The organism is Paenibacillus sp. BK720 (assembly GCF_011761545.1).
Classification (GTDB): domain Bacteria; phylum Bacillota; class Bacilli; order Paenibacillales; family Paenibacillaceae; genus Pristimantibacillus.
Map to the genome: position 1 here is coordinate 38441 of NZ_JAASRQ010000006.1, position 24829 is coordinate 63269.

A 24829-nucleotide genomic window follows, 5' to 3' on the forward strand; every position below is an offset into this window, starting at 1 on the left:
AAGTATGCGCGGCCGGGCCGCTGTAAATCCGTGCAGACCGCATAAAACGCGCCGTTCGCCCGCAATGGGCTTACCGGCGCGTTAACCGTGTATGTTACCTTATGCGAATAGCTTAGGTCAGGTGTTACTTACCCATCCCATGGCACATTTTGTACTTCTTGCCGCTGCCGCATGGGCAAAGGTCGTTGCGTCCCGTACGCTCTTCGCGCTTCGCGGGGCGTTTCTCCGCTTCGGCCGGGCTATTCGTCGTCGTTTGGCCTTGCGCAACCTCTTGACGCTCCAAATTGCTCTCCACGCGTGCCTTCATGATATACTTCGCGACTTCCTCCTGGATGCTGTAGATCATTTCCTTAAACATCTCGAAGCCTTCGAATTGGTATTCGCGAAGCGGATCCGTACCGCCGTACGCACGGAGGTGGATACCTTGGCGGAGCTGATCCATCGCATCGATGTGATCCATCCATTTGCTGTCTACCGCGCGCAGAACGACAACCTTCTCGAATTCGCGCATCGTCTCGGCGCCAAGCTCAGCCTCGCGCTCGTCGTAATAAGCAACAACCTTATCCTTGATAAGCTCGATGATCTCTTCCTTCTCTTTGCCCCACAGATCGTCCTTCGAGAAGGTATCTTCAGGGAGAAGGTTCGAGTTCGCGTAATCCGCGATTTCCTGCAGATCCCACTCTTCCGGAATATCGCCTTCCGTATGCGCCTCAACCACATGCTCGATAACCGGCACGATCATTTCCATAACGATCTCGCGGATATTCTCCGAATATAATACGTCACGGCGCTGCTTATAGATAACCTCACGCTGCTGGTTCATGACATCGTCATATTGCAGGACGACTTTACGGGTATCGAAGTTGCTGCCCTCTACGCGCTTCTGAGCGGACTCAACGGCACGCGTAATGAGGCGGCTCTCGATCGGCTGGTCTTCTTCCAGACCCAGACGGTCCATCATGCCCATAATGTTCTCCGCGCCAAAGCGGCGCATCAGCTCATCCTCCAGGGAGAGATAGAACTGCGAGGAGCCCGGGTCGCCTTGACGGCCGGCACGACCGCGCAGCTGGTTGTCGATACGACGGCTTTCGTGGCGCTCCGTACCGATAATGTGCAGACCGCCTACTTCGTGAACGCCTTCGCCAAGCAAAATATCCGTACCGCGTCCCGCCATGTTGGTTGCGATGGTAACCGCGCCCGCTTGACCCGCGCGGGAGATAATTTCCGCTTCCTCCGCATGGAACTTCGCGTTCAGTACTTTATGCTGTACGCCGCGCTTCTTCAGCATGTCGGACAGACGCTCCGAGTTCTCGATGGAGATTGTACCGACGAGTACCGGCTGGTTCTTCTTGTGGCGCTCTACAATTTCCTCTACAACGGCTTTAAACTTGCCGTTCTCGGATTTGTAGACGACGTCCTGCATATCTTTACGGATCAAAGCGCGGTTTGTCGGAATTTGAATAACCTCGAGACCGTAAATCCGTTTGAACTCTTCTTCCTCCGTCTTCGCCGTACCGGTCATGCCGGACAGCTTGCGGTACATACGGAAGTAGTTCTGGAACGTAATGGTCGCAAGCGTCATGCTCTCGTTCTGAACCTTCAGCTGCTCTTTCGCTTCAATCGCTTGATGCAGACCGTCGCTGTAACGGCGGCCAGCCATCAGACGGCCCGTGAATTCGTCGACGATTACGACTTCGTCTTCGTTAACCACGTAATCCACGTCGCGCTTCATGATGACATGCGCTTTAAGCGCTTGCTGCACGTGGTGGTTCAGCGTTACGTTCGCATGATCGAATAAGTTCTCGATGCCAAAGGCTTTCTCCGCTTTCTCCACGCCGGCTTCCGTCAGCGTTACGTTGCGAAGCTTAATATCAACCGTGTAATCCTCCTCCGCTTTCAAACGGCTGACAAAACGGTCGGCGGCGTAATACAGCTCCGTCGATTTTTGAGCTTGTCCGGAAATGATCAGCGGCGTACGCGCCTCATCGACCAGGATGGAGTCGACTTCGTCTATGATTGCATAATAAAGCGGGCGTTGAACCATTTGCTCTTTGTACAGCACCATGTTATCGCGCAAATAGTCAAAGCCGAACTCATTATTGGTTCCGTAAGTAATATCGCAAGCATAAGCCTCTTGCTTCTCTTCATGCGTCAAGCCGTGAAGGTTACAGCCGACAGTCAGTCCAAGGAAGTTATAAAGGGCAGACATGATCTGGCTATCGCGCGAGGCAAGGTAATCGTTGACCGTAATAACGTGTACGCCTTTGCCCTGCAGCGCGTTCAGGTAAGTAGGAAGCGTCGCAACGAGAGTTTTACCTTCACCGGTTCTCATCTCCGCGATCTTGCCTTCATGCAGTACCATACCGCCCATCAGCTGCACGTCGAAATGGCGCATGCCAAGCGTACGCTTCGACGCTTCGCGCACTACCGCGAAAGCTTCCGGCAGAATCGAGTCAATGTCCTCGCCTTTCTCAAGACGGGCCTTGAACTCTTCCGTTTTATTACGCAGCTCATCGTCAGACAGCGGCGATATCTTGGACTCAAGTCCGTTAATTTCTTCTACCGTACGCGTGAGACGCTTGACCTCGCGCTCGTTCGCATCACCGAATATTTTTTTCACTAGTCCGAGCATGGTCTTCCCCTTTCATAAATACGCCTGTTTGCCTTAAATTGTAACAGTTTGTCGTGACGCCCGCAACGCATCGCGTTTATTTCCAGCAATAAGCAGGAATACATTCATATAAAAGGCCTCTTCCCCGTCGGAGAAAAGGCCGTGATTGGCTAATTTAATAAGTAAGAATGCAGAAATGATTGCCGGCTTCAGATTTTATACTTGCTCGATCAGGCCGTATTTCCCGTCGCTTCGTTTATAAACAACGTTCACTTCCTTATTGTCGATATTGGAGAATACAAAGAAATTATGTCCAACCATGTTCATTTGCAAAATGGCTTCTTCAACGTCCATCGGCTTCAGCATAAAACGCTTCGTCCGGACGAGCTCAAGTTCGTCTTCCTCATCCATAACGGATACGGCCGTCTGGCTGATGCCTTCCTTGAACAGAGCCTTGACGCCACTTTCTTGCCTGAACTTACGGTTCATCTTAGTCTTATGTTTGCGAATTTGACGTTCCAGTTTGTCCACCACAACATCAATGGAGGCGTACATATCCTCGCTCTTATCTTCCGCCCTCAGCATAACGCCGACCAGCGGGATGGTTACTTCCACCGCGTGTTTGCCTTTGGTAACAGACAACGTGACGGTTGTTTCGGAGGCAGGAGCTTCAAAATACTTTTCCAATCGACTGATCTTCTTCACAGCATACTCTCGTAAAGCTTCTGTCACTTGAATACGATGACCTCGAATGATGTATTTCATGGGGCATTCCTCCTTTACGTATTCTTATTATAACATATGCCGGAGCCTATTTCAAAATAGTTTTTTATTTATTTAGAATTTTCTGATAATATTTTCGGAGGATTGCCTGAACCTGTTTCTTCATTAATATGTGGACAAGTTATGGATCATGACAGTGAACAGGTGGATAAAAAAATGAAAAGCCCCGGTTTCCCGGAGCTTAGAATAGGCACTTGTCAATCGAACCATATAATGTGGCTGAATGAGTCAGCCTAGATGATTACAGTTTGACTACGTTTGCAGCTTGTGGACCGCGAGCGCCTTCTACGATGTCGAATTCAACCGCTTGGCCTTCTTCGAGCGTTTTGAAGCCTTCAGCTTGGATTGCGGAGAAATGAACGAAAACGTCGCCGCCTTGTTCAGTCTCGATAAATCCATAACCTTTCTCTGCGTTAAACCATTTAACTTTACCTTGCATACATAAACAGTCCCTTCATCTTCAAATACTGTGAGGCGTCTTAGTTATGTTATGGCCCACAAGTCGAATATACCACCATTGACACACTATTGTCAATATTTCCTTGTAAGCGAATACATTTTTTTTAGACAGCCCCATTTTCTACCTTCTGGCGTCGAAAAAGAGGCTGTCTCCGCCGCCGTAAGCGGAGTCGTATCTAGCCTGGGAACGGCGTCCCTGCTGGATTTTATCCCATTGCTGCCTTGCTTCGTCGCGCAGCGTAACCATCCTGGCAACGATAACCGACTCGATGGAAATCAACCGGTCCGCTTCCAGCCGGAGCACGGCCATCTGCTCCGCCGGGACAACCGACTGCTCCAGCTCCCGGAACAGCTCTTCTCGCTGCTGCATATATGCGTCGAACTGTTCCAGATCGGCGCTGTCCAACCGCTCAACCAAATTAGACGACAGTTGAATGAGTCGCTGTAAAAGAGCTTCCATTAGCTTGTCCCGCCATCTGATTGACTTGTTTGGCCGCTTCGACCCATGTTGCCTTCAGGTCGATCAGGTGTCCAAGCACCTCCTCGGCCGGGGCGGCATCCTTGCGGGTATTGGCTTCGATTAACCGGTGGTTGAAATAATCGTAAAGCAGCAGCAAGCTTTCCGATACCGGATTCGAACGGTCCAGGGTAATAATGAACTCGCTAATGATTTCCTGCGTCTTCATGAGACTCGTATGCGCGTCCGCATTCCGCCGCTCCTTGATAGCCTCAATGCCCTGACGGCAGAAACGAATCGCCCCGTCATAAAGCATGATAAGCAAAGCAGCGGGATTAGCCGTCTGAACCGAAGTCTGCATGTATGGATTGCGCGGTTGGTATTGCATAGGTTATTAGCCTCCTAGGAACCAAGCAGCGAAGCAAGGCTTGAGCTGCGTGAATTCATCTGACTGATGTAGGTTTCCATCTGGGTGAATTGGTTGTAATAACGGGTCTCCATGTCGTCGAGACGGGTCTGGAGAGCCGAGATCTGCTTATCCAGATCGAGTGATTCTTTACCAAGAACAAACGTATTTTTAACGGATGTGCTTGTTCCCGCTTTATCTACAATCTGACTGAAAATAGCACTCGCTTGATTATACAGCCTTGTGGCAACACCGTCTCCCGCAGTGGATTTACTATCCTTATCATCTGCGTTAAACAGAGCCATAACTTCATCCGGCTTCTCTGCGATCATTTGTTTGAGCTTTGTCTCGTCAATATATAGCTTGCCTTTATCCAAGTAGCTGCCGCTAACAGCGGTTCCGCTAATTAATGAGCTAGAAATCCCGATATCGGACAGGTTCTTTAATTGCCCCGACGCTAGGCCGCTAATCGAGGAAGATAAGGCTTGTCTCATCGAATAGAGGCTTGATGTAAGAACGGAATCATTAGCCAGCATACCACTTTTTGCTTTATCTTCCCATTGTTTAATCTGATCATCCGTCATCTCTTTCTTCTGAGCGTCGGTCAGCGGAGCAAAATCGCGATACTTCTCCTCAGACAACTCCGAGTTGATCGAGCCGATCAGATCATTGTACTTATCTACGAAGGATTTGATCTTGTTGAATACAGAATCAACGTCCTGCGTAACGCCAATGCTCGTTACATCGGCTCCTTCCGACTTCGCCGTAATGCTAAGGCCGGCAATGGTGAAAGTGTTTGAGTCATATTCGCCTTCTACGCCGTTAAACTTTACTTTAGCGTTTTGACCTTGTGTATAAATGGACGGTGCTGTATCGGTAGGCGTAGCACCCGTTAAACCAAGCGCTCCTACCACACCAGCGTCGGAGCCTGTTGTAAAGTCAATCGTTTTACTTTTATCCGGATTATCAATAACCAGATTGCCAGCGGAATTCAAAGATAAAGAAACACCCGTATTCTTAAGCGAATCATTCATCTTCGAAACCAGATCACCAACTGTCGATTTATCGGTAAGATCAACCTTATATTCTTGCCCACCGATTTTAAGGGAGAATGCTTTTCCTGCATAAGAGGCTAATGAAGTATCAGATGCCAGCTTCACACTTCCTGTTGTGGTCGCAGCTGTTGTGCTGGTAGTCAGGCCTAAAATGCTTCCTACATCCGAACCCCTAAGATCAATATCCGCAGCTGCGCCTGTTTTGGCGGAAGAAAAGAACATTGTCTTCAGGGTAGAATCATAGGCTACCTTTACCCCTGTTTTCACGGACTCTGCATTGATCTTATTGGCCAGATCCTGATAGGTATCCGAACTCTTAACCTCAACATTAACCCCATTGACGGTAATCGTTGTATCCTTGCCAACGGTTGATCCGTTTAAAGTTCCGCTTTTGAGCGTTGCTGCTTTGGCTAACTGCTCAACCTGCAACGTATACGATCCTTCAATCGCTGTTGCTGTTCCTGTTACCGTTGCTACGTTTGTATTTGAGGAAGAAGCAGTTTTCGTCAAATAACCGGATTGTAGCTTCATGTCAAATGCAGCATTTTTGAAATCCAGTATCTTGTTGTTGATCGCCCGATAATCGTCCTGCTTCCACTGGTTAATCTGTTTCTTCTGGTTGAGCTTGTCTAGTGGGACTCGTTGGGCATCCATGATCTGTTTAATCATGCTCTCATAATCCATACCCGATGCTAACCCGGTTACGCGTAAAGTACTCACTCTTATCCCTCCTGATCGTTACCGTTTCTCGTCAACAATTAAGCCTGCCATTTCCCATAGTTTTGCGATAAAGTCCAGAGACTTCTCCGGAGGGATCTCTCTTAATACTTCGCCCGTTTCTTTATCCTTCACTTTTACTGCGACAAGATGGGTTTGTTTGTGTACGTCAAATTGCAATTCTGTTGGTCTTCCTCGCATAGCTTTAACAGCCTGCTCAATATTTTTAAATAACTGCTGCTCACCAATGCTTATCTTTTCGCCACGCAGCTCTGCCATCTTAACATCTTCAAAGCTGGTATAGGTTCGCGTTCCTTGAGCAACTGCTTCCATCTGTACCGAAGTTTCTGCATAATCTTCTTTGCTTGGAATACTCTTTGGTGCTTCAGATGCTGAAATTCGTTCCGATGGAAAATTCGATCCTGAGATAGAGAAATTTGAACTCATCCGAATTTTCCTCCTGCCAGATTGATGTTACCTATTATATCGGCATATAAAAAAGCGATTATTATAGGTACCTTAAGCAAATCCTATAAAAAAGAGACCTTAGTCGCCTAAGGTCTCTCTTTATTCCGTTATGGTTAAAGATTAACGGAGGAGTTGAAGTACGCCTTGCGGCTGTTGGTTCGCTTGAGCAAGCATAGCTTGAGCAGCTTGTGCAAGGATCGAGTTCTTCGTTTGCTCCATCATTTCTTTCGCCATATCAACGTCACGGATACGGGATTCAGCAGCAGTCAGGTTCTCGGAAGCTGTACCCAGGTTGTTGATTGTGTGCTCCAGACGGTTTTGAACAGCACCCAGCTTGGAACGTGCGCTCGATACGGATTGAGTAGCTTTATCCAGAATCGCGATAGCGCTGGAAGCATCTTCTTTAGTGGAGATGTTCAGAGCGGCTTCGTTTTTCAGGTCGTTAGTGCCGTCAGTTACCGAGTTATCAGTAGTAAAGCCTTTGTCGCCTGCTTTACCAGTGATACCCAGAGCATGGGAACGCATATCAGCGATTTCCAAGCTCATGGATTGACCAGTGTTAGCACCGATTTGGAACGATGTTTTGAAGTCTTTTTGAACGCCGCCGTCAGCAACTTCTACTTTGCTAGCCAGGCCGGTTTCATTGGAAGTTACAACTAGGTTATACTGAGCAGCACCAGCAGCTGCTGGGTCTTGCGAGAGTGTTACACCATCAATTTTAGCTTGTTTAACGATTGCGTCTACAAGCGAATCCTCGTTTGTAACATCGCTAATATCAATACCTTGAGCGTTACCTTTGTAAGCGCCTTTATCAGCATTGTAGAACTCGATTTGTTGGCCGCCGATAGTGATTCCTTTACCTTCAAGCTTCGTGAAATCCAGACCAGCGAGGTCAATCGATTTGCTTGCGGCAGTTGCATTAGTGTTAGTACCTTGAATAGTTGTACCGGAAGTATATGTACCACCAAACGTTACGTTATTAGCAGCTGTAACGCTCATAGTACCTTTAGAACCGGACATAGCGCCTTCTTTAACTGCTTCAACTGTGATATCACCAGCAGCGTTTTGGGAAACTTTGTAGTTTCCTTTCAAAGCATCATTATTGTCAATGAACTTTTGCAAAGCGTCTGCAGTAGCTTTAGTTACGGCTGCATCGTCACCTGCTGCCAATGTTGCGCCACCCAATGCGATGGAAGCTGTTGTAGCTGTAGCAGTAGTGTCACCTGCAGCTGCACCAGCTGTGTTTGCATAAGTAATTGTAAAGGCCTGACCGTTCAGGTTGATAGCTGCAGTATTACCTGCTGCAAGAGTACCCAGATTGAAAGAAACTTTTGCTTCAGTCGAGGAAGCATCAGTACCAGCAGTATCAACAGAAACAGCGCCGATATCTACGCCCAGCTTAGCCAGGTTTTGCGAACCGTCGCCTTTCAGCAATTTTTGAGTATTGAACTCAGTTGTATTGCCGATACGGTTGATTTCGGAAGTCAATTGGTTCATTTCGTCTTGCAGAGCGCCACGGTCTGTATCCGTGTTAGTTCCGTTTGCGGATTGGTTAGCCAGCTCGCGCATACGTTGCAGGATGCTATGAGTTTCGTTCAAAGCGCCCTCAGCTGTTTGGATCAAGGAAATGCCGTCTTGAGCATTTTTGGAAGCCATGTCCAGACCGCGGATTTGGCCACGCATTTTTTCGGAAATTGCCAGACCAGCAGCGTCGTCACCTGCACGGTTGATACGAAGACCGGAAGACAGTTTTTCCATCGATTTGCTTTGAGCGCTAGAAGCGTTGTTCAGCTGGCTCAGAGTGTTAAGAGCTGCAATATTGTGATTAATACGCATTGTTATTTCCTCCCTGAATGTCTGTTAGTTCCGCATCCTTGCGGAAGCTTACGGTGAAAGGGTCGGCCGCCCCTCCCCCGCGCTTATTATTTATATCGACAGCATTCGGGATTTTTTATAGAGGAAAAACAAAAATTTCTATTTTTTCTCTGTTCTTTTTATTTGTCCGATCGATTTTGTTTAAGCAGCTGAACAACATCGTTAATAGCAAACAGACTGCTCGCTGCTTCCCGGTTGGAAGCTTGAATGTTCATATACAGTTCTTTGCGGAATATTTCAATATCCTTGGGGGCGCGAATACCCAGCTTTACCGTCTCGCCCTCGACACCAAGAACGACAATCTCAATATTGCCGCCAATCATAATCGATTCATCCGTCTTACGAGATAATACGAGCATAACGCTCCTCCTTAGGCTTGATATAAAGGCGCTCTTGGGCTATAAGCATGGTCGTGGATAATATGCTGCTTGCCGCGCTTTGTCGTCTTGTTTAATACAATTGGCGCCAGCAAATTTATCGTCGATTTATTCGGATCTTTATTGAGAGTAATTACGGACCAGACCTCAACATCCTTCTCGTCATCCAGCCTCAGCTCTTGCATGACCGAATCCGGCAAGTCCCATTCATAATCCTTATAAAAATAAAAGGGGCTGGCAATAAGAAACGCGATATTCTCGTCCTCCACGGATTGCATCAGCCTGACCGGCATTTCTCCTTCAACCTCGGAAAACACAAATTGCCGCAGATGTTCAAAGCCCGGTATTCCGTTATCGAACTGGTAGGTAGTCAATCGAATCCCCTCTTCGTCTTCAATATATAAAAAGAAAACTACAGGCCCCGTATAAAGATACGCATAAGGCCTATAGTTATTAAACCGAATTCTATGAACAATGTAAAATCCTATAAAACCGTGTCGATGCTTGGCGGCGTTATCTGCACGGAGGCGTATTGCCTCATGTAAATTTCCGCTTTACCCGGCGTATATTCATGAATGGGGCGGTTAGGCGTGACGTTTAGTTCGACTCCGCCCTGCTCAACCGATATTTGCACTTTGCCCGGCGTAAAAGATAGATCCACATTATCAATAGACGCTGGTCCCGTAACGGGCATCGGCGGTCCTTCGATCCGCCAGTCTTTTGACAAGCTGGCTACAGGATTACTCTTCACATGCGCAAGATCCGCTAGCTGCCGCCCTTCTTCCATCCGGCGGGCAACGCCTTGCAGCGCGATTTCTTTGGCTTGCGAATAAATTCTGCTCGTTACTTCCAGGTTGTTTGCCAGCCCAAGCGCATCCCAGGCCCGGTCCTGGTTGACCTCCAGTACCCCCATAGGCTGCTCAATCGACAGCTTTGCCGGGATCTGGCGCATATCGATCGTGGCCTGCGGCTGCTCGATATGCTGCTCCGGCGGCCTTACCTGAATTCCAATAAGGGCTGGCTGCTGGTGAATTTGAATTTGTCCAATAGCCATTAAACCACCCTATCTCAGGAAGTCAACAAGACTCGGTTGAATGATCTTTGCCCCTGCCGATAAGGAAGCTTGGTATACGTTCTCTAAGGTTGTAATATTCGTGATTGCTTCGGCCATATCGACGTCTTCTACTTTTTGCTGCATTTGCTGGAGGTTAATATCCACGTCCGAAAGTCTTCCTTGCACGATTTCCACGCGGTTAACCCGCGCTCCGATCTGAGCTCTTGCGGTCAGCATCGTGCTCATTCTTGTATCAATCTGACCAAGCAGATCCTTCAGACCTTCCTGATCACCAGATCCCAGCATATCGTAAGCACGGTGCATAAGCTGGAACAGGTTATCGCTAGTCGTATCGGATTCATCCGTAACCGGAGCACCAAACACATCGTTGCCCGTCATGTTTACGTCCATCGTCATCCCCGGAGACAGCTCGTATTGAATGCTTCCGGTATCCGTCTGGTTACTGAAGGCTTTTAGAATTGGAGGATCTGCCGAAGGATCGGACTGCTGATCCAGCCCAAGAGTGGAATAAGGCTTTACGCCTGTCTGCTCTCCGTTAAACATTTGTTTCCCGTTAAATTGGCCGTTACCAATCTCCACCATTTGGTTGTACAACTGGGAAACTTCGGTTTGAATAGCGGTCATGCTGGTTTGTTCCAACGTTCCATTGGCACCTTTTACGATTAGTTCACGGAACCGTTGAACGATGTCCGTAGCCTGTCCAATGGTCGTATCCATATATTCCAGGGAAGACATAGCTGCATCTGCGTTATCCGTGTATTGATCATTGGATGCAATCTCGCCGCGATAGCGCAATGCGAACGTAATCCCGATTGGGTCATCGGAAGGCTTATTAATCGCTTTACCCGTAGCGAGTTGGTTTTGCAGCTTATTCATGCTGTTGAGATTGTTGGTTATGTTGCCAAGCATTTGGGAAGACATCATTCTTTGCGTTACGCGTAATGCCATGTGGCTGCACCTCCGGCTTTATCTTGTCGATTACAGGCCGACGCGGCCCATGCTGTTAATAATACGGTCCAGCGTCTCGTCGATAACGGTCATCACGCGTGCGGATGCGTTATAGGCATGCTGGAACTTCACGAGATCGGACATTTCCTCGTCAAGGGAAACGCCGCTGACCGACATACGGCGGGAATCCACCTGGTCAACGATCGTTTGCTGATTCGACTGCAGCCGCTGCATTTCCTTGGACTGCACGCCTAATTGGCCAACTACCGCGCGTAAGAATCCGTTAATCGTATTGTTGTCCGTCGCATCAAACGCAAACTTCGTGTCACGCGCCTGTGACATCAGAACGGCCATCGAGTTGTTACCAGCTACAACCGTCTCCGTACCGTCGGCATTAAACGTCACTTTCATGGAGGTGGCAAGCAGCGTAGGGTCTGCTGCGATCTTTGGATTGAGCTGGATATTGGCTGCGGTCAAATTGTCCGTATTGCCATCCGCATCGGTGAACAGCGGCTCGCCTTGCTCCCCGTTCATCGTATAACCGAGCTGATGCAAGCCGTTCAGACCCTGCACCGTTACGGTCAAATCTTCCGTCAGCGTACGGTTGGCACCTGCGTACGTAACGCCGTTAAGCACGGTACCTTCGGGAAGAACCGAACCTTTGGGAATCGTAACTTGGAGATCCCCATTCGCGATTGTGTTCGCCATTTGGTTCAGTTGATCCATATAGCCTTGAACATAATTATCGCGCGACTGCATCGTGCCGTAGATAGCCCCGTTATTCAGGTCGCCATTCTCGATCGCAGCCGTCATATCGTCCAGCGTTAACCCTTGCGACCCTTCGGCGGATTTACCCGCAACCAAGGTAACGTTGCCCATCGTGATGGTGTAACCGTCAGATAAATCAGACACCTTGACATTCGCCAGACCGGACAGTTCGTCAACCAGAGCATCGCGTTGGTCGCGCAGGTCATTCGCGTCGTCGCCAATGCCTTCAATTCGCTGAATTTGTCCGTTCAGGTTGGCAATCGTGCTGGAGATCGATTTGAGGTTGTCGAGGTTGATTTGAGCGTTTTCCGTCAAGTCGGACTTCAAATCGGTAAGCTGTTTGTATGTATAGTTAAAAGCGTCCATCATCGCTTTGGTCTGTTCAACCAGTACGGCGCGTCCATCCGCGCTCTCAGGCGTCTTGCTGAGGTCAGACCAGCTGTTCCAGAAGTTCGAGATCACGGTCTGCAGGCCGGTATCGCTTGGCTCATTCACAATGGTCTCCAGCTTCTCGAGCGTATCCGACTGAACCGTGTAATTCCCGAGCCACTTATGCTCGCTGTAGAACTGACTGTCCAAGAACTTGTCTCTTACCCGCGTGATCGAGGTTGCTTCCACGCCCGTACCAAGCTGCCCCGCAGCCGTGGAATGGGAATAGCCATAGGCTTCGATGGGACGGGCAGCCGTAAAGTTAACCCGCTGGCGGGAATAACCCGACGTATTGGCGTTAGAAATATTGTGACCGGTCGTGTTCAGCGCCGTTTGCGTCGTGAATATACTTCGCTTCGCGGTCTCCAGACCATGAAATGTCGATGTCATCGTATCTTGTCCTCTCCCTTAAGTCTTGAGATTATAGCGACTAGCACGCTGCACATTCATTCCTTGTACGGCGCGGTGATAGGTAACCTCGTCCTCCGGGGCGCCAAGCAGCAGGTCCTGCGTAAATTGCAGATAATCCAGATTCATCCGGATCAGCTGCTGGTTAAACGTATTGACGTCCTGAAGCTCCTTGATCGCGGCGGACAGCTCCCTCCACATCTGCTGAAGCTCCAGCTTCTGCTCCGCGTGGTAGACCATCTGAATCAGCTTCTCCATCTTCAGGGAGCGCATGTTGCGAAGGCCTTGTTCAACCGTAAACCGTCCAACCTGAAGCAGACGGGTCTGTTCCAGGTCAACAATACGCTGCACGCTTTTTTTCTCGCGGCTTGTAATAAGCGATACCGCCTCCACATTTTCCAAGCGGATGGCTTCCGTCTTCTCGTTGGCATGCCTGATAAGCTCGCGGTGCGCATCCAACAGCTCCTGCAGGGTGATTAAAATCTGCCTGATATGCTCGTTCATTTACGGATCATCCCTTCAGGTAAGGAAGCAGCTTGTCTGCGATTTTGCCGGCGTCAACCTTGTAGGTTCCCGCTGAGATGGATTGCTTCAATTCTTCCAGGCGCTTCTGCCTTTCCGGATTGTTCGTTTGACTGGTAGAGAGCATTTCCTTTGCCTCCGCGGAGATCTCTACGATATCCTTCTGTTTCTTCTTATTTGCACCATCTATCCGCTGCTCCATTTGCTTCTGGTAGGGGTTGTACGCGCCGATCCGATTCGTTTCATTTATCTTCATGAATAATCACCTCTTTGGTCCCACAATAGAAAAAACCGATAACCTTTAAAAGTATTATCGGTTCAGCTAGCAGGAAAATGAATAGGCCAAGTTATGGGGCTACATATTAATTTTGCCGGTTTTTATATTTATCAATGCCTTTGTACGAAACTCTTTCTTCCGCGCGGAGGGCCGCGTTCCTTGCCTCATCCTCGTGCATGTGTTGAGTGTCCTTCAGCAGGCGGGCGCGGCAGTTGCCGCAAATATTGTTCTCACGGATCAGTGTACCACATACTTCGCAAGGATACATAAGATTGGGGGCATTCAGCAGCGAAATACGCCCCTCTTTAATAAACTTCGTAATTTGTTTAATCGAAACGCCGGTGGCATCGTGCAGCTCGGTAATAACAGCGCCCTTGTTCTCGCGCAAGTAAGTGGAGCACAGTTCGTATTCTTTATCAATTTCCCGGATGCACGCAGGGCAGACATCACGGAAGTTTTTGGCAAAAATCTTCCCGCACCGAGGGCAGTTTTCTACATTCATCGTCGATTCCCCATTCCAGCAATCATAAGGTTGTTACGGTTATTTTAACGGATATTGGGAGTTTTTTCACTAGTAATCTTGCAAAAGGACTTTCTGCCGCTAGGATCTGGCCCAAGTAAGAGAATAAATGTCGAGCGGGACCTCCGAATGCTGATGCAGCGCTGCCGCGCAAGCTCCGATCGTGCTGCCTGTTGTGTAGATGTCGTCGACTAGTAGAATTCGTATAGATCGGACTTGGGCATTCATAGGGGACCTTAGGACATTGTTCCGCAAAAGCGCCATCGTATGCGGGTTGGCGTGAAACAATCGCTGCGTATCCTTCATTCGCTCCAGGCGGGTTTTGAAGCTTTGCTTCCCGGTATGCCGCTCCCGGACGAGCAGGTTATACAGAGGAAGCCGATGATGCTTGGCCAAAATAGAAGCGAACCGCTCGGCCTGATTAAAGCCTCTCTCCTCTGCCCGCTCCATGCTGACCGGCACGAAGGTAACGGCATCCCAGATGGGAATTGAGGGTGGCTGCGCAGAAAAGCTTTGTTTTTCCGCTTCCTTCGTGATGGCTTCAAAGGCCGGGAGCATCATCTGGGCGAGCAGCGGCTCCAGCCTCTCATTCCCCCTGTACTTGTATTGAGCCAGCCATTCTCTCATCTCGCTGCTGTACTGAACGGCGCTTCGATTCGCGATAAACATGGGGTCCATCCGGCGGATGCAGTCCGGACAAGTGATTCCCCTGCCGCAAACGCGGCATTTGATTGGGATAAGCCATGGGATGGCCGCGAGGCAAGAGGAGCAGATTGAACGGGTAAAAGCGGGCGGGAGATAGGATAGATACGTTTTCCGGCTATCGGCTTGAGGCGTTGATAGGCCTGGTGAAGCCTGCTTTATTCCTTTTCCGCAAAAGGGGCATTCTCCCGAGCTGGGTTTCAGATAATGCAAGGAGTGGCGCAGCTCGGAGGTGGAGCGCCGGAATAGTTGTGTAAGGATTTGCCGCATGCATGAGTGACCTCCTTTGACGGTGTTGTTATTAATAGGATTCAGTATTTGATGAAAGAGCTGGATCTAGCGGGCGGATGTATGGGCGATAGATATAAAGAAGGTTAATTGGAACGCTTGAAGATTCGGCTCCACCATGAACCGGCCCGTTCCTCCGGGAGCAGGTATCCCCGTTTGCGGGCAATCCGGTTCATTCCGCGGATTTGACTGATGGTTGCAGCTTGAGCACCGGTTCGCTCTCTGCCGCAAAAATAGACATAGCCATTCGGATCCTCTCCCGAACGCCCCGCCCTTCCCGCCATCTGAACCAGCGAAGCCTCGTCAAACAACCGTCCGTCCGCGTCTAAAATATATACATCGCTGCGCGGAATGGTTACTCCCCGCTCCAGGATGGTCGTGGTGACTAATACGCGGATTTCGCTTTTGCGGAATCGGTTTACCTTATCGGCCCGGTCCGGATCCTGAGACGAGGTCCCTTCGACGGCAGATTGCTTAAGCAGCCTGCCCAGCAGCTTGGCCATCGGCTCAACCTGCGAGATCCGCTGAACGAAGATGAAGAGCTGAGCTCCGCGGTTTAGAGAATGGTTAAGCGCCGCGAGCAGCGCTCTCGGTATTTTTCCCGTCTGAAGGAGCTTTGCGACGGACGGTGTGCGAATTAGAACCGGTACGGGCAGCGGATGGCGATGATAGCGGACGGGTACCCTGGCATGGGGCAGCTGTCCGGATTTAACACGCCGCTGCAGCTCGGTTGGCGGCGTGGCCGAAAGCAGCAGCTTTGGGGCATGCGGCGCACGGCTTTTGTCCGCCGCGTAATGCAAAATCGGATCGCCGTGGTAGGGAAACGCATCAAGCTCGTCGATAATGACGAGATCAAAAGCTTGATGGAACCGCATCAGCTGATGCGTAGTGGCCAGCGTAATGTCTCCCGCTTCCCAACGCTGCTCGCTGCCGCCGTATAAAGTAACGACCCGTGCCTGCGGGAACGCCCTGCGGATGCGGGGATCGAGCTCAATGACGACATCCCGGCGCGGAGTGGCGATCAGCGCCCGCCCTCCGCGGGAGATGACCGACTCGACCAGCGGGAATATCATCTCCGTCTTGCCGGCCCCGGTGACGGCCCAGAGGAGGAACTCTTTGTTCTTCTGTGGAGGGTGTGGCTGGTGTGGCGCTTCGATGAACTGAAGCGCCGACTCCGTGGCGGCAGCTTGCGCGGGGCTGAGCCGCCACTTGTTGAGGTCGGCCGGTGTTGAGCCGGCCTCTAGTGGAGATGCCGGCATGCCAAGCACCAGCAGCTCGCATTCGCGGCTGCGCCCCATGGTGAGGCATGCCGAGCAGTAGGCGCACATGCGCCCGCACGCTGCGCAAGGCGTGCGGTGCATGTGCGCTTCGCCGCTGCCGCATCGCCTGCAGCGGCACTCGCGCCGCCGCCGGCCGTGCTCGGCGGCGACAGCGCCCTTGAGGCGCAGCCAGCCTAGCAGCTGCGCCAACTGCAGTGCGCCGCCCATATCGGCGGCGGCGCCCTCGAGCAGGGCGTGCGCTTCGCTGCGAAGCAGCGCACGGCCCTGCAGGGCCGCGGCGGCCTGCTGCGCAGCGGCCGCCAGGGCCTCCCGCGCGCGAGCAGCAGCGCGCGCGGTGCCGGGGCTGGAGCCGCCCGCGTCAGCGGCGGCTCGCGCCCACCGCCGGGCCCGCAGGCTGGCATCGCCAGCAGCCTGCGGGCCCGGCCCTTGCATTGGCGCGCCCGCTTCGCGGCGCGCCTGCTCCACGCAGGCCGCGAGCGAAGCCAGCGGCCCGCCGCCACTGCCGACTGTACTCCCTACACTCCCTGCAATTCCCCGACTCTGAGCACTACCGACACCACTGCTATCCCGCGAGGCACGGCTCCCGGCATCTCGCTCCCAAAGCTCCACGCAGCGAATGGCATCCCCCAATGGCAATGCCTCCTCCCACAGCCATCCTTCTTCCGCTCTCTCCCCTTTAAGTCTTGTTTGGACCGCAACACTCCGTCCGTTATCTTTCTTTCTCATCCCTCCATAACGACCATCTACTATCCTACTAGCTTCCGCTAGCCCCTCCTCCATCCAGAACAACCGGTCCACTTCCGGCGCAATCGACATCCGGGCTGACCATTCTCCGCAAACACGAACGACATACACAAAGGCCTTCAACCGTTTCCCTCCCTGCGCACGCAAAAAAGCACACCTCAACGATGCCATTGCATCATCGGGGTGTGCTTCACTCCGTGCTTCCAATTAACTTCCATTATAGCTCAAAACGGCATTTTCGACAAATCGGATGGATTCTGCAAATCCACAAGGATAGCCTGATCAGGCTTGCTTACAATCCCTTCGTTTCTTAGCATCCAGATAAGCCCTGCAGAATCTTCCCCAGATTGTGAGCGCTTTCTATCCTTCGAACCTTCATCCGCAAAAACCGTAATATTCCCGTTCTCCCGCCGGAGACGGTCTACAATCTGAGCGGTCTGGTCCGCGGAATCGTTATCGACTACCGTAAGCTGAACATCCGTCCCCATTCGGCGCGAATAAGAAGAAAACTGGCGTAGAAACATTTCCATCTTCATATGCTGATCATGAGCAACAAGAACATAATGCTTGCTTTCGCGGATTTTACCCCGCCTGAGCCTGTAAGCCACATGCACCGATGCGGCGGCCAAAGCATAGCAGCCTATCACAAGAAGAAAAATCGCAATCAGGTCGGCCACCTCCTCTTTGTGACAATATATGCCGCTATGCGCCCAGTGGTTACGGACATGAGGACAAGGGGGATAAAATGGGTAATCGACACTCTGATGCGACTATTGTAAAATAAATGCAAATGAAATCATGCGTGTGAAGCACACCGCTCTTTTTCTCGTTTCCAACGGGGGAGCCGTGTGCTTTTTATTTTGCTAAGGAGGAGTGATTATTCTGGTTAAGGTACTCGATACCCTTTATGAACAATGGTTAGAGTCTCAGCTTCAAGCAGGCGGCAGTGAACGTAAACGCAGATTATCCGAGGAACGGCATGCAGAGGACTTATTTCTTAAGCAGGTTTGGCTGCCGGCTATTGGCAAGCTTGAACATTTGCACGCTGAATACGAGGTCGATGATTATAAGGATGGTCAACGTTTTCTGGACTATGCCTATCTGCGCGAGCCCTACAAGATTTGCATCGAAATTGACGGCTACGGCCCACACTTGCGGGATGCTGACCGCAGACAATTCGCCGACAACCTCATGCGCCAGAACCATCTCATCCTGGACGGCTGGATGGTGATCCGCTTCTCCTATGACGACGTCAAGAGCAGGCCGCGCCAATGCCAGCAACTCCTACAGCAGCTGTTCGGCAAGCTCTTCAGTCTTACCTTCAACAACAACAATCTATCCTTGCAGCAAAAAGAAATTCTGCGCTATATGCAGCTTGTCCGCAAACCAGTGACGCCAAAAGATATCAGCCTATTACTATCGATAAGCTCAAAGTATGCACGCAAACTGTTAATAGAAATGGTTAGTTTAAATTATTTACAGCCTGCAAAAGCGACTGTCCATCGAGTCCGTACTTACAAGTTGCAGGCCGCCACTCCTAGACTCTAACTGGCTCAAGTTCATCTTCCCATTCGATAAGACCCTGCCAGGGTCTTATCCCAACCAAACTAGCTAGTCTTCCCCCCAATAAGACCCCCGCAGGGTCTTATGTCCCCACAACTCCACCATTTTCACGCTCCAGTCGCCATTCCTCACTCGATAAGACCCCGACAGGGTCTTATCCTAACCAAAACTAGCTAGTCTCAACCCCAATAAGACCACCGCAGGGTCTTGTGTCCCCGCAACTCCACCATTTTCACGCTTCAGTCGCCATTCCTCTCTCGATAAGACCCCGACAGGGTCTTATCCCAACCAAACTAGCTCCCCCCCATAAGACCCCCGCAGGGTCTTAAGTTCCCGCAACTCCACCATTTTCATGCTCCAGTCGCCATTCCCATTCGATAAGACCCGACTTCCCCCCCTGAACACAAAAAATCCCGCGTCTACGACACGGGACTCTATTATGCACCTGTAACCAGACCTGATCTGACTTCGGCCGCCTGTTGGCGGGCCGCTTTTCACCGGGTTCCTGCCTCTCGCATGCAGCTTTGGTCTGCCTTCGATCGAGCCCCTCGCCTTCTGCACGCCGGTTGAGCACCGCGCGCTTTGCGTGTGAATAAAGCTAGCCCGGCTACAGCGTTACCCAGCCATATTTGATGGATTGAATAACCGCTTGCGTACGGTCGTCAACCTCCATCTTCTGCAAGATGCTGCTTACATGGTTTTTAACGGTTTTCTCGCTAATGAACAAATACTCGCCAATCATCTTATTGCTCTTGCCTTCCGCCATAAGACGCAGCACTTCCGCCTCGCGGCGAGTAAGCGGATTGTCTTCGCCCGCTATGAACTTCACGCCTGGCTCCATGCCAGCCGCAGCGCCCGAAATCACGCCCATCTCATCCAGGTAAGTCATGCGGCGCAGCTGGTTGATCAGCTTTCCTGTTACCTTCGGATGGATATAAGCATGACCGTTCACCACGGAACGGATCGCGTTAATAAGCGACTCCGCCTCCATGTCCTTCAGCAAGTAACCGGTAGCCCCTTTGCGGAGCGTCTCGAATACATAGCTTTCGTCGTCATGAATGGACAGAATGATAACTTTTACATCGGGGAAAATCGTCTTCAGTCTCTCGGTCGTTACAACGCCGTTCTCGATGGGCATGTTAATATCCATTAACACGATTTCCGGAATCGTGTGGTTGCAAAACTCAAGCACTTGTATGCCGTCTCCGCATTCCCCAATAACTTCGAGATCGTCTTCCATGTTCAGAATCCGTTTAAGTCCTTCGCGGAAAAGTTGATGATCATCCGCTAGCAATACTTTTATCTTGCGCTTACTTCCCGGCGCAGCCTGGTTCATCGTCATCTTACTCCTTTCTACTCTCTACGGTAATTGGGATGTTGATTATAATCTTCGTCCCTTGTCCTAATTTTGAGTCGATTTCCATCCTCCCTTCAAGAAGATCTACACGCTCGCGCATGCCAATCAAGCCGAAAGAAGAGTTGTTCTGCGCATGGGCTTCCGCCTGCTCGCTCTGGAATCCAATACCGTTGTCCACGATCGTAATCGTGACCGTCTCAGTCGTAAAAGCAACCTCCAGCGTAACAAAGGATGCTCTTGCATGCTTCTGAGCATTGGTGAACGCTTCCTGAACGAGACGGAAAACACCAGCCTCCATGGCTGACGGCATCCTGACTTCTTTACCGTTAAGCTCAAAGATTGTCCGGATCTTTGTCTTATCTTCAAAGTCGTGAGCGAACTTGCGAAGTGCAGGTACAAGACCCAAATCATCCAAGGCCATCGGACGCAGGTTGAAAATAATTTTTCTTATTTCCTCCAGTCCGGAACGAACCTGACCTTTCAGATCTAATAATTCGTCCTGCACCAATTGAAATTCCTTCTTTAGTAGCATTCTTTCCACAATTTCCGTTCGTAGCACGATATTGGCAAGCGATTGAGCCGGTCCGTCGTGAATTTCCCGCGAAATCCGCTTCCGTTCTTCTTCTTGCGCCACGATGATCTTGAGACCTATCATCTGTCTCGTCTTCGCCGACTCCAATATGCGCGATACCTGGTTAAGGTCGCCGGACAAATACTGGAGCACCACATTGATTTGCGAGGCAATCGTCTCCGCCCGCTCGATCGACTTCTCGACATTGCGGACCCGCTTCTGCAGATCGTCCCGGCGAGTTTTCAGATACGCTTCCTTCTCCCGGTAAACCATCAGATCGAGCTGAATTTGAGTCGCCTTTTCGTAGGCGGTTTTGATGTCCTCTTCTTTATATCGAACAAAGTCTCGGCTAACTTCAGTCAGCCGAATGCGAGCGCGCCGGTAGTCCTGCTCCAGCTGGTCTACTCTTTCGATTGTCGTTAACGTTTCCGCAAGAACAATCTCGAGCTCCTGACCAAGGGATTCGAGCTCCTGGCGCGCCGATTCGCATATTTCGTAAATTTGTAGTTTGCTGTCCTCCATAACGGAGATCGCATTCGTAATCACTCTATTAATATCCACGATGTGCTGGTCCAAAACAATCGGCAACCTTTCTTAAATTCTAAGAATATATAAGTTTCACCTTATAAATAGCGCTTAGAATTCTCGGAATGAAACATTCCCCGCTACCCTAGGACAACGAGGCCGTTTCATCTGGTTAAAGGCTATTCCCCTTTATCATAACACAGGTTGGTTGCCGCTCGTCCACCATTAATCGATGGCAATCTTTTTCGTTTTGTTATCGTAGGTGACCTTTAGACCCAATTTTTCGGAAACGAGACGGATCGGAATTAACGTTCTTCCGTTCTTGATCATAGGAGCCACTTCCGTCTGGGAAAGCGCGCCGTTGATATTAATTTCCTTTTTGCCGATGACCATTTCAAGCATTTTGGAACCATTCAGAACGGTCACGCGATTGAGCTTATTGTCCCATTTCAGCGTAACGCCCATCGCATCGGTAACAAACCGAATCGGTACATAAGTCGTACCGCCCGTCTCCAGCGGAGCGACTTCCATCGCAATCGTCTTGCCGTTGGATACAGCCGACTTTTTGCCGATCGTCATTTCGATATGGCCCTTAGTCGGTGTTGTCGTTGAAGCCGCATATTGCAGCTTGATGTTATCAATGCCTACCGCGCCTGTTGCTGCACGCTCATCCTGACCGTCCGGCGTTGTCACCACGTAAACGCGCTTCAGCTTAACCGGATACGCCATTCCTTTGGCAGACAGATCGGCCTTAACCGATTTCCAGCCTGTCCAGTCGAGCTGCTTAGCCAGATCCACGAGGTGAACCGTACCATTGGCATCCACGAATTCGGCACGCAGCCAGTTAAGGCTCTTATCGCCGTATACATCCATTGACATCGATACCGGCGAGCCGTCAATCGATTTCCCGGAAGTGCCGTTAAATTGGGCGTATACCGCTTTTGTACCGGTTCCGGCACTAAAGTCATAGGAAATTTGCAGCGCTTTGCCAGACGATTGGCCCGGCAGGTCGGTCACCAGCTTCACGCTGCCCGTTGTTGTTGCGGCAGGCGTAACCTGAGGATTAATCCCGTAAGCTACGTTTTCGAATGTCTCCAACGTTTTCTCGGAGCCGCCCTGCGTGAACGGAAGCATGGTCGCATATCCGTCGTAACGGCCAATCGCGTACCCTGTTGTCGTATCGGAATTAACCGAGTTCACCGTAAGCGTATCGCCGCTTGTTGTTGCGGTAAAACCGGTGAACTCCCATTGCAGCGAGTCGCCGGTCAGCTTATAGGTCTTGCCGTTCTTCAAGGTAACTTTAACCGGAATGGATACCGTTGCGCCCTTCGATAGGGCACCTGCCGCCGTATCGAGCTTCAGCTCCGCAATCTGATCTTTGCCGATAACCTCAACCGGATAAGTAGCCGTAACGGAGCCGGACTTCACCGTAATGTTGGTTGTACCCGGCTTGGAAGCCGTAAACGTATTGCCGCTGAACGAACCAACGCCCGTTGTGCTGCTCCAGCTTGCATTCGTTCCGTCTACCGTAGTTGGATTGTAATAGGTATCATAGCCTTTTACAGAGAAGGTTGTCTTTTGTCCGACAAAAAGAATATTCGAACCGCTGACCGCAATCCCTTTCAGATTGCCTTGCGGCGCCGTCGTGAATACGCCAATCGAATTGGAAATGCTGCGCTGCGTTGTTTCGTATTGCGTGGAATGCGCCAAACGAAGCGAAGTCTCGCCAAGCGGACGCTCAATCATCGTTGTTGAACCGCCGCCGTCGAGGTTGATCCCTTTGTACACGCCAAGCTTCACCATGACCTGCTGGAGTTCTTTCAGATTAAGCCCCGTGCTGTCACCGTAATCCTCGCTTGTAATTAGATAAACCTTAGTACCGTCTTTGGAATAACCAACCGCCGTACGGGATACGTAGGAGGATCCGCTTACGCCCGTAATATCGCGGGAGAAAGTCGCAGCCGCGCCGTTGTTTACGAGAATCGTATGTCCGCCTACCAGCATTTCAAAAGATGCAGGATCTACCTTTTGCCCGGATGTGGCGGATACGAGAGAGTAATCGGAGGTTACGGACTGGCCAACCTGCAAATGCTCGAGAATAAATTGTGCCGCAGTTCCGTGACCGCGCAGGATATAACCGTCCGCCGGGATCGCCCCGGTTAACGGCTTGCCGTCCGAAATTTGCTGAACGACTCCGTTTACGACAAGGGCTTCCGTTGGAGTCGTAGACGAGTTCTTAGGGCGCTCCGCGCCGCCCCAGGCGCTGTTGTAAATATAGAGAGCATTAAGGTGGCTGTAGCTGGATGAGCCGCCTTCCGGAATATAAGCTGACTGGTTCAGCCCTGCAAGCGTAAAGCTGGAGCCGTCCGCGGACGTAACCTTACCGTCGAAGGTATAGCTGTCGATGACCGGCTTGCGGTCTTTTGTCACGGCAAAAGCATACATGCCCTTAATTTGCATCGGGCTGGTCATCAGCGTTCCGCTTGTTACCTGCGCGCCCATTGGCGAGCCTTCCGTTGTTGTGATAAACACGTCGGCGTTGATGCCCGCAACCGCGCCGTTCTCTTTCGTCATATTCATAACCGTATTCAGCTTGCCTACGGTATCGTTCTTGCCGCTCATCGTGTTCAAGTTCACATAAGGATTGGTGAGATCGACTTGAATGACATGGATATTCGCTTTAGCAGCTTTTCCGCTGCGCGTTGTCGTCCAGAGATAGTCCATTCTTTGCGCGCCAGCCGTAATATACGACTGCTGGAGAAGCTTGAGGGATGGCTCTGCCGTAGCAGCAGCCGCTGTACCTGCTTGGAACGGATTCAAGTCTAAAGATATAGCTGACGAGACTGGCTGAGCCAGCAATGTGCCACCGATTACGACAACCGCGATCTTTTTGCCTAGACTTCCCGTCTGCCGGACTTTGCTGTTATGTACCTTACTCATCGTTATAGCAACTCTCCTAATCTATTAATCTATCTATTATAGACTATTAGAAGGGGAGAAAAGTTCCGAGTATAAAAATTTCTTAATAAAAATGGGAGGATGGTCGTGCTGTAGTTTGGTAAAAAGGTAGGGCAAGGCTGCGAGAAAAGGTCATTCTTCCGATCGCTGTTGCAGACGAAATCTTTGAATTTAACGATGCTATCGTTAGATTTCGTCCTGAAAAGGCGAACATTTAAAAGCTTTCTGAAAGAAAGCTACTTCGTAAGCATATGCTTTTCTCCAGAATGACCTTTTCTCTCCGCCCCTCTACCTGCCCCATCCCCAGCACTTGGGGGCGGACCGAAAGAAGAAAATAGGTCATCGCGTGGGCTTACTACTGCCCACTGATGACCCTCAGGTTCTATTTCTTAAGGGCCCTAGGGCCTTAACTAATTCTAGTTACTTTTTTCCACACGTAAGGTCACTTGGGGACCTTAACTTCCCGTGCTACCTCACGGTTCCACCATTTCCAGCATCCTCTAGGTCAATAAGACCCTGACAGGGTCTTATCCACTCCAAACTAGCTACTTTCACTGCCAATAAGACCCTCGCAGGGTCTTATCACGTTACATCCCCGCCATTTCCTCGCTTCCGTCAGCCACCTCCCCGTTAATAAGACCCTGACAGGGTCTTATCCCCTCCAAACTAGCTACTTTCACTGCCAA

At 50.6% G+C, this 24829-nt stretch carries 23 protein-coding genes; 1 reads left to right on the forward strand and 22 read right to left on the reverse strand.

Annotated features, from left to right (window positions below):
* Positions 1–124 precede the first annotated feature (124 nt).
* From secA to FHT67_RS22035, 19 genes are all read right to left on the reverse strand, one after another.
* Complete coding sequence (gene secA / locus FHT67_RS21945; protein WP_132308883.1) at positions 125–2632, reverse strand: preprotein translocase subunit SecA; 2508 nt, start codon at positions 2630–2632, stop codon at positions 125–127.
* Positions 2633–2827: 195 nt separating this feature from the next.
* A complete protein-coding gene (gene hpf / locus FHT67_RS21950) occupies positions 2828–3376 on the reverse strand; it encodes a ribosome hibernation-promoting factor, HPF/YfiA family (protein WP_132308881.1) in 549 nt (182 codons plus the stop codon).
* A 259-nt stretch (positions 3377–3635) separates the two neighbouring features.
* Positions 3636–3833 (reverse strand): cold-shock protein, encoded by a 198-nt coding sequence (locus FHT67_RS21955; RefSeq protein WP_015847290.1) that lies wholly within the window; start codon positions 3831–3833, stop codon positions 3636–3638.
* A 141-nt stretch (positions 3834–3974) separates the two neighbouring features.
* The gene (locus FHT67_RS21960) at positions 3975–4313 is read right to left on the reverse strand and encodes a hypothetical protein (protein WP_167201345.1); all 339 of its coding nucleotides are present in this window, start codon (positions 4311–4313) and stop codon (positions 3975–3977) included.
* Entirely contained in the window at positions 4273–4698 is a 426-nt protein-coding gene (gene fliS / locus FHT67_RS21965) for a flagellar export chaperone FliS (protein ID WP_132308878.1), read from the reverse strand. The genes FHT67_RS21960 and fliS overlap by 41 nt, the downstream gene beginning before the upstream one ends.
* Positions 4699–4712: 14 nt before the next feature.
* Positions 4713–6491: a flagellar filament capping protein FliD gene (fliD, locus tag FHT67_RS21970; protein ID WP_167201346.1), complete on the reverse strand. Its 1779-nt coding sequence runs from the start codon at positions 6489–6491 to the stop codon at positions 4713–4715.
* Positions 6492–6509: 18 nt separating this feature from the next.
* A complete protein-coding gene (locus tag FHT67_RS21975; protein WP_208403435.1) occupies positions 6510–6935 on the reverse strand; it encodes a flagellar protein FlaG in 426 nt (141 codons plus the stop codon).
* A 141-nt stretch (positions 6936–7076) separates the two neighbouring features.
* Positions 7077–8792 (reverse strand): flagellin N-terminal helical domain-containing protein, encoded by a 1716-nt coding sequence (locus FHT67_RS21980; protein WP_167201347.1) that lies wholly within the window; start codon positions 8790–8792, stop codon positions 7077–7079.
* A 158-nt stretch (positions 8793–8950) separates the two neighbouring features.
* Positions 8951–9190 (reverse strand): carbon storage regulator CsrA, encoded by a 240-nt coding sequence (csrA, locus tag FHT67_RS21985; RefSeq protein WP_167201348.1) that lies wholly within the window; start codon positions 9188–9190, stop codon positions 8951–8953.
* A gap of 11 nt (positions 9191–9201) precedes the next feature.
* Positions 9202–9582 carry a flagellar assembly protein FliW gene (fliW, locus tag FHT67_RS21990; protein ID WP_167201349.1) on the reverse strand — a complete coding sequence of 127 codons (381 nt, stop codon included), beginning with the start codon at positions 9580–9582 and terminating at the stop codon, positions 9202–9204.
* 110 nt (positions 9583–9692) lie between these two features.
* Entirely contained in the window at positions 9693–10262 is a 570-nt protein-coding gene (locus FHT67_RS21995; RefSeq protein ID WP_167201350.1) for a DUF6470 family protein, read from the reverse strand.
* 9 nt (positions 10263–10271) lie between these two features.
* A complete protein-coding gene (flgL, locus tag FHT67_RS22000) occupies positions 10272–11231 on the reverse strand; it encodes a flagellar hook-associated protein FlgL (RefSeq protein ID WP_167201351.1) in 960 nt (319 codons plus the stop codon).
* 30 nt (positions 11232–11261) lie between these two features.
* A complete protein-coding gene (flgK, locus tag FHT67_RS22005; protein WP_167201352.1) occupies positions 11262–12818 on the reverse strand; it encodes a flagellar hook-associated protein FlgK in 1557 nt (518 codons plus the stop codon).
* Positions 12819–12836: 18 nt separating this feature from the next.
* Entirely contained in the window at positions 12837–13340 is a 504-nt protein-coding gene (locus FHT67_RS22010) for a flagellar protein FlgN (protein WP_132308862.1), read from the reverse strand.
* Positions 13341–13347: 7 nt separating this feature from the next.
* On the reverse strand, positions 13348–13614 hold the full coding sequence (gene flgM, locus FHT67_RS22015; RefSeq protein WP_167201353.1) for a flagellar biosynthesis anti-sigma factor FlgM: 267 nt from the start codon (positions 13612–13614) through the stop codon (positions 13348–13350).
* Between the two features lie 106 nt (positions 13615–13720).
* Positions 13721–14137 (reverse strand): TIGR03826 family flagellar region protein, encoded by a 417-nt coding sequence (locus FHT67_RS22020; RefSeq protein WP_167201354.1) that lies wholly within the window; start codon positions 14135–14137, stop codon positions 13721–13723.
* Positions 14138–14236: 99 nt separating this feature from the next.
* Positions 14237–14833, reverse strand: coding sequence for a ComF family protein (locus FHT67_RS22025; protein WP_208403437.1), 597 nt, complete (start codon positions 14831–14833; stop codon positions 14237–14239).
* Between the two features lie 398 nt (positions 14834–15231).
* A complete protein-coding gene (locus tag FHT67_RS22030; protein WP_243867407.1) occupies positions 15232–16632 on the reverse strand; it encodes an ATP-dependent helicase ComFA in 1401 nt (466 codons plus the stop codon).
* Positions 16633–17393: 761 nt separating this feature from the next.
* Entirely contained in the window at positions 17394–17816 is a 423-nt protein-coding gene (locus FHT67_RS22035) for a hypothetical protein (RefSeq protein WP_208403439.1), read from the reverse strand.
* Between the two features lie 226 nt (positions 17817–18042).
* Between FHT67_RS22035 and FHT67_RS22040 the strand changes: the two genes are divergently transcribed.
* Positions 18043–18717 carry a DNA-binding response regulator gene (locus FHT67_RS22040; RefSeq protein ID WP_167201357.1) on the forward strand — a complete coding sequence of 225 codons (675 nt, stop codon included), beginning with the start codon at positions 18043–18045 and terminating at the stop codon, positions 18715–18717.
* A 622-nt stretch (positions 18718–19339) separates the two neighbouring features.
* On the opposite strand, the gene FHT67_RS22045 is transcribed toward FHT67_RS22040, so the two are convergent.
* From FHT67_RS22045 to FHT67_RS22055, 3 genes are all read right to left on the reverse strand, one after another.
* Positions 19340–20068, reverse strand: a complete 729-nt coding sequence (locus FHT67_RS22045) for a response regulator (RefSeq protein WP_127499480.1) — start codon at positions 20066–20068, stop codon at positions 19340–19342.
* Between the two features lie 7 nt (positions 20069–20075).
* Positions 20076–21236, reverse strand: a complete 1161-nt coding sequence (locus FHT67_RS22050) for a sensor histidine kinase (protein WP_132308852.1) — start codon at positions 21234–21236, stop codon at positions 20076–20078.
* Positions 21237–21410: 174 nt separating this feature from the next.
* Positions 21411–24125 carry a stalk domain-containing protein gene (locus tag FHT67_RS22055; RefSeq protein ID WP_167201358.1) on the reverse strand — a complete coding sequence of 905 codons (2715 nt, stop codon included), beginning with the start codon at positions 24123–24125 and terminating at the stop codon, positions 21411–21413.
* Positions 24126–24829 lie beyond the last annotated feature (704 nt).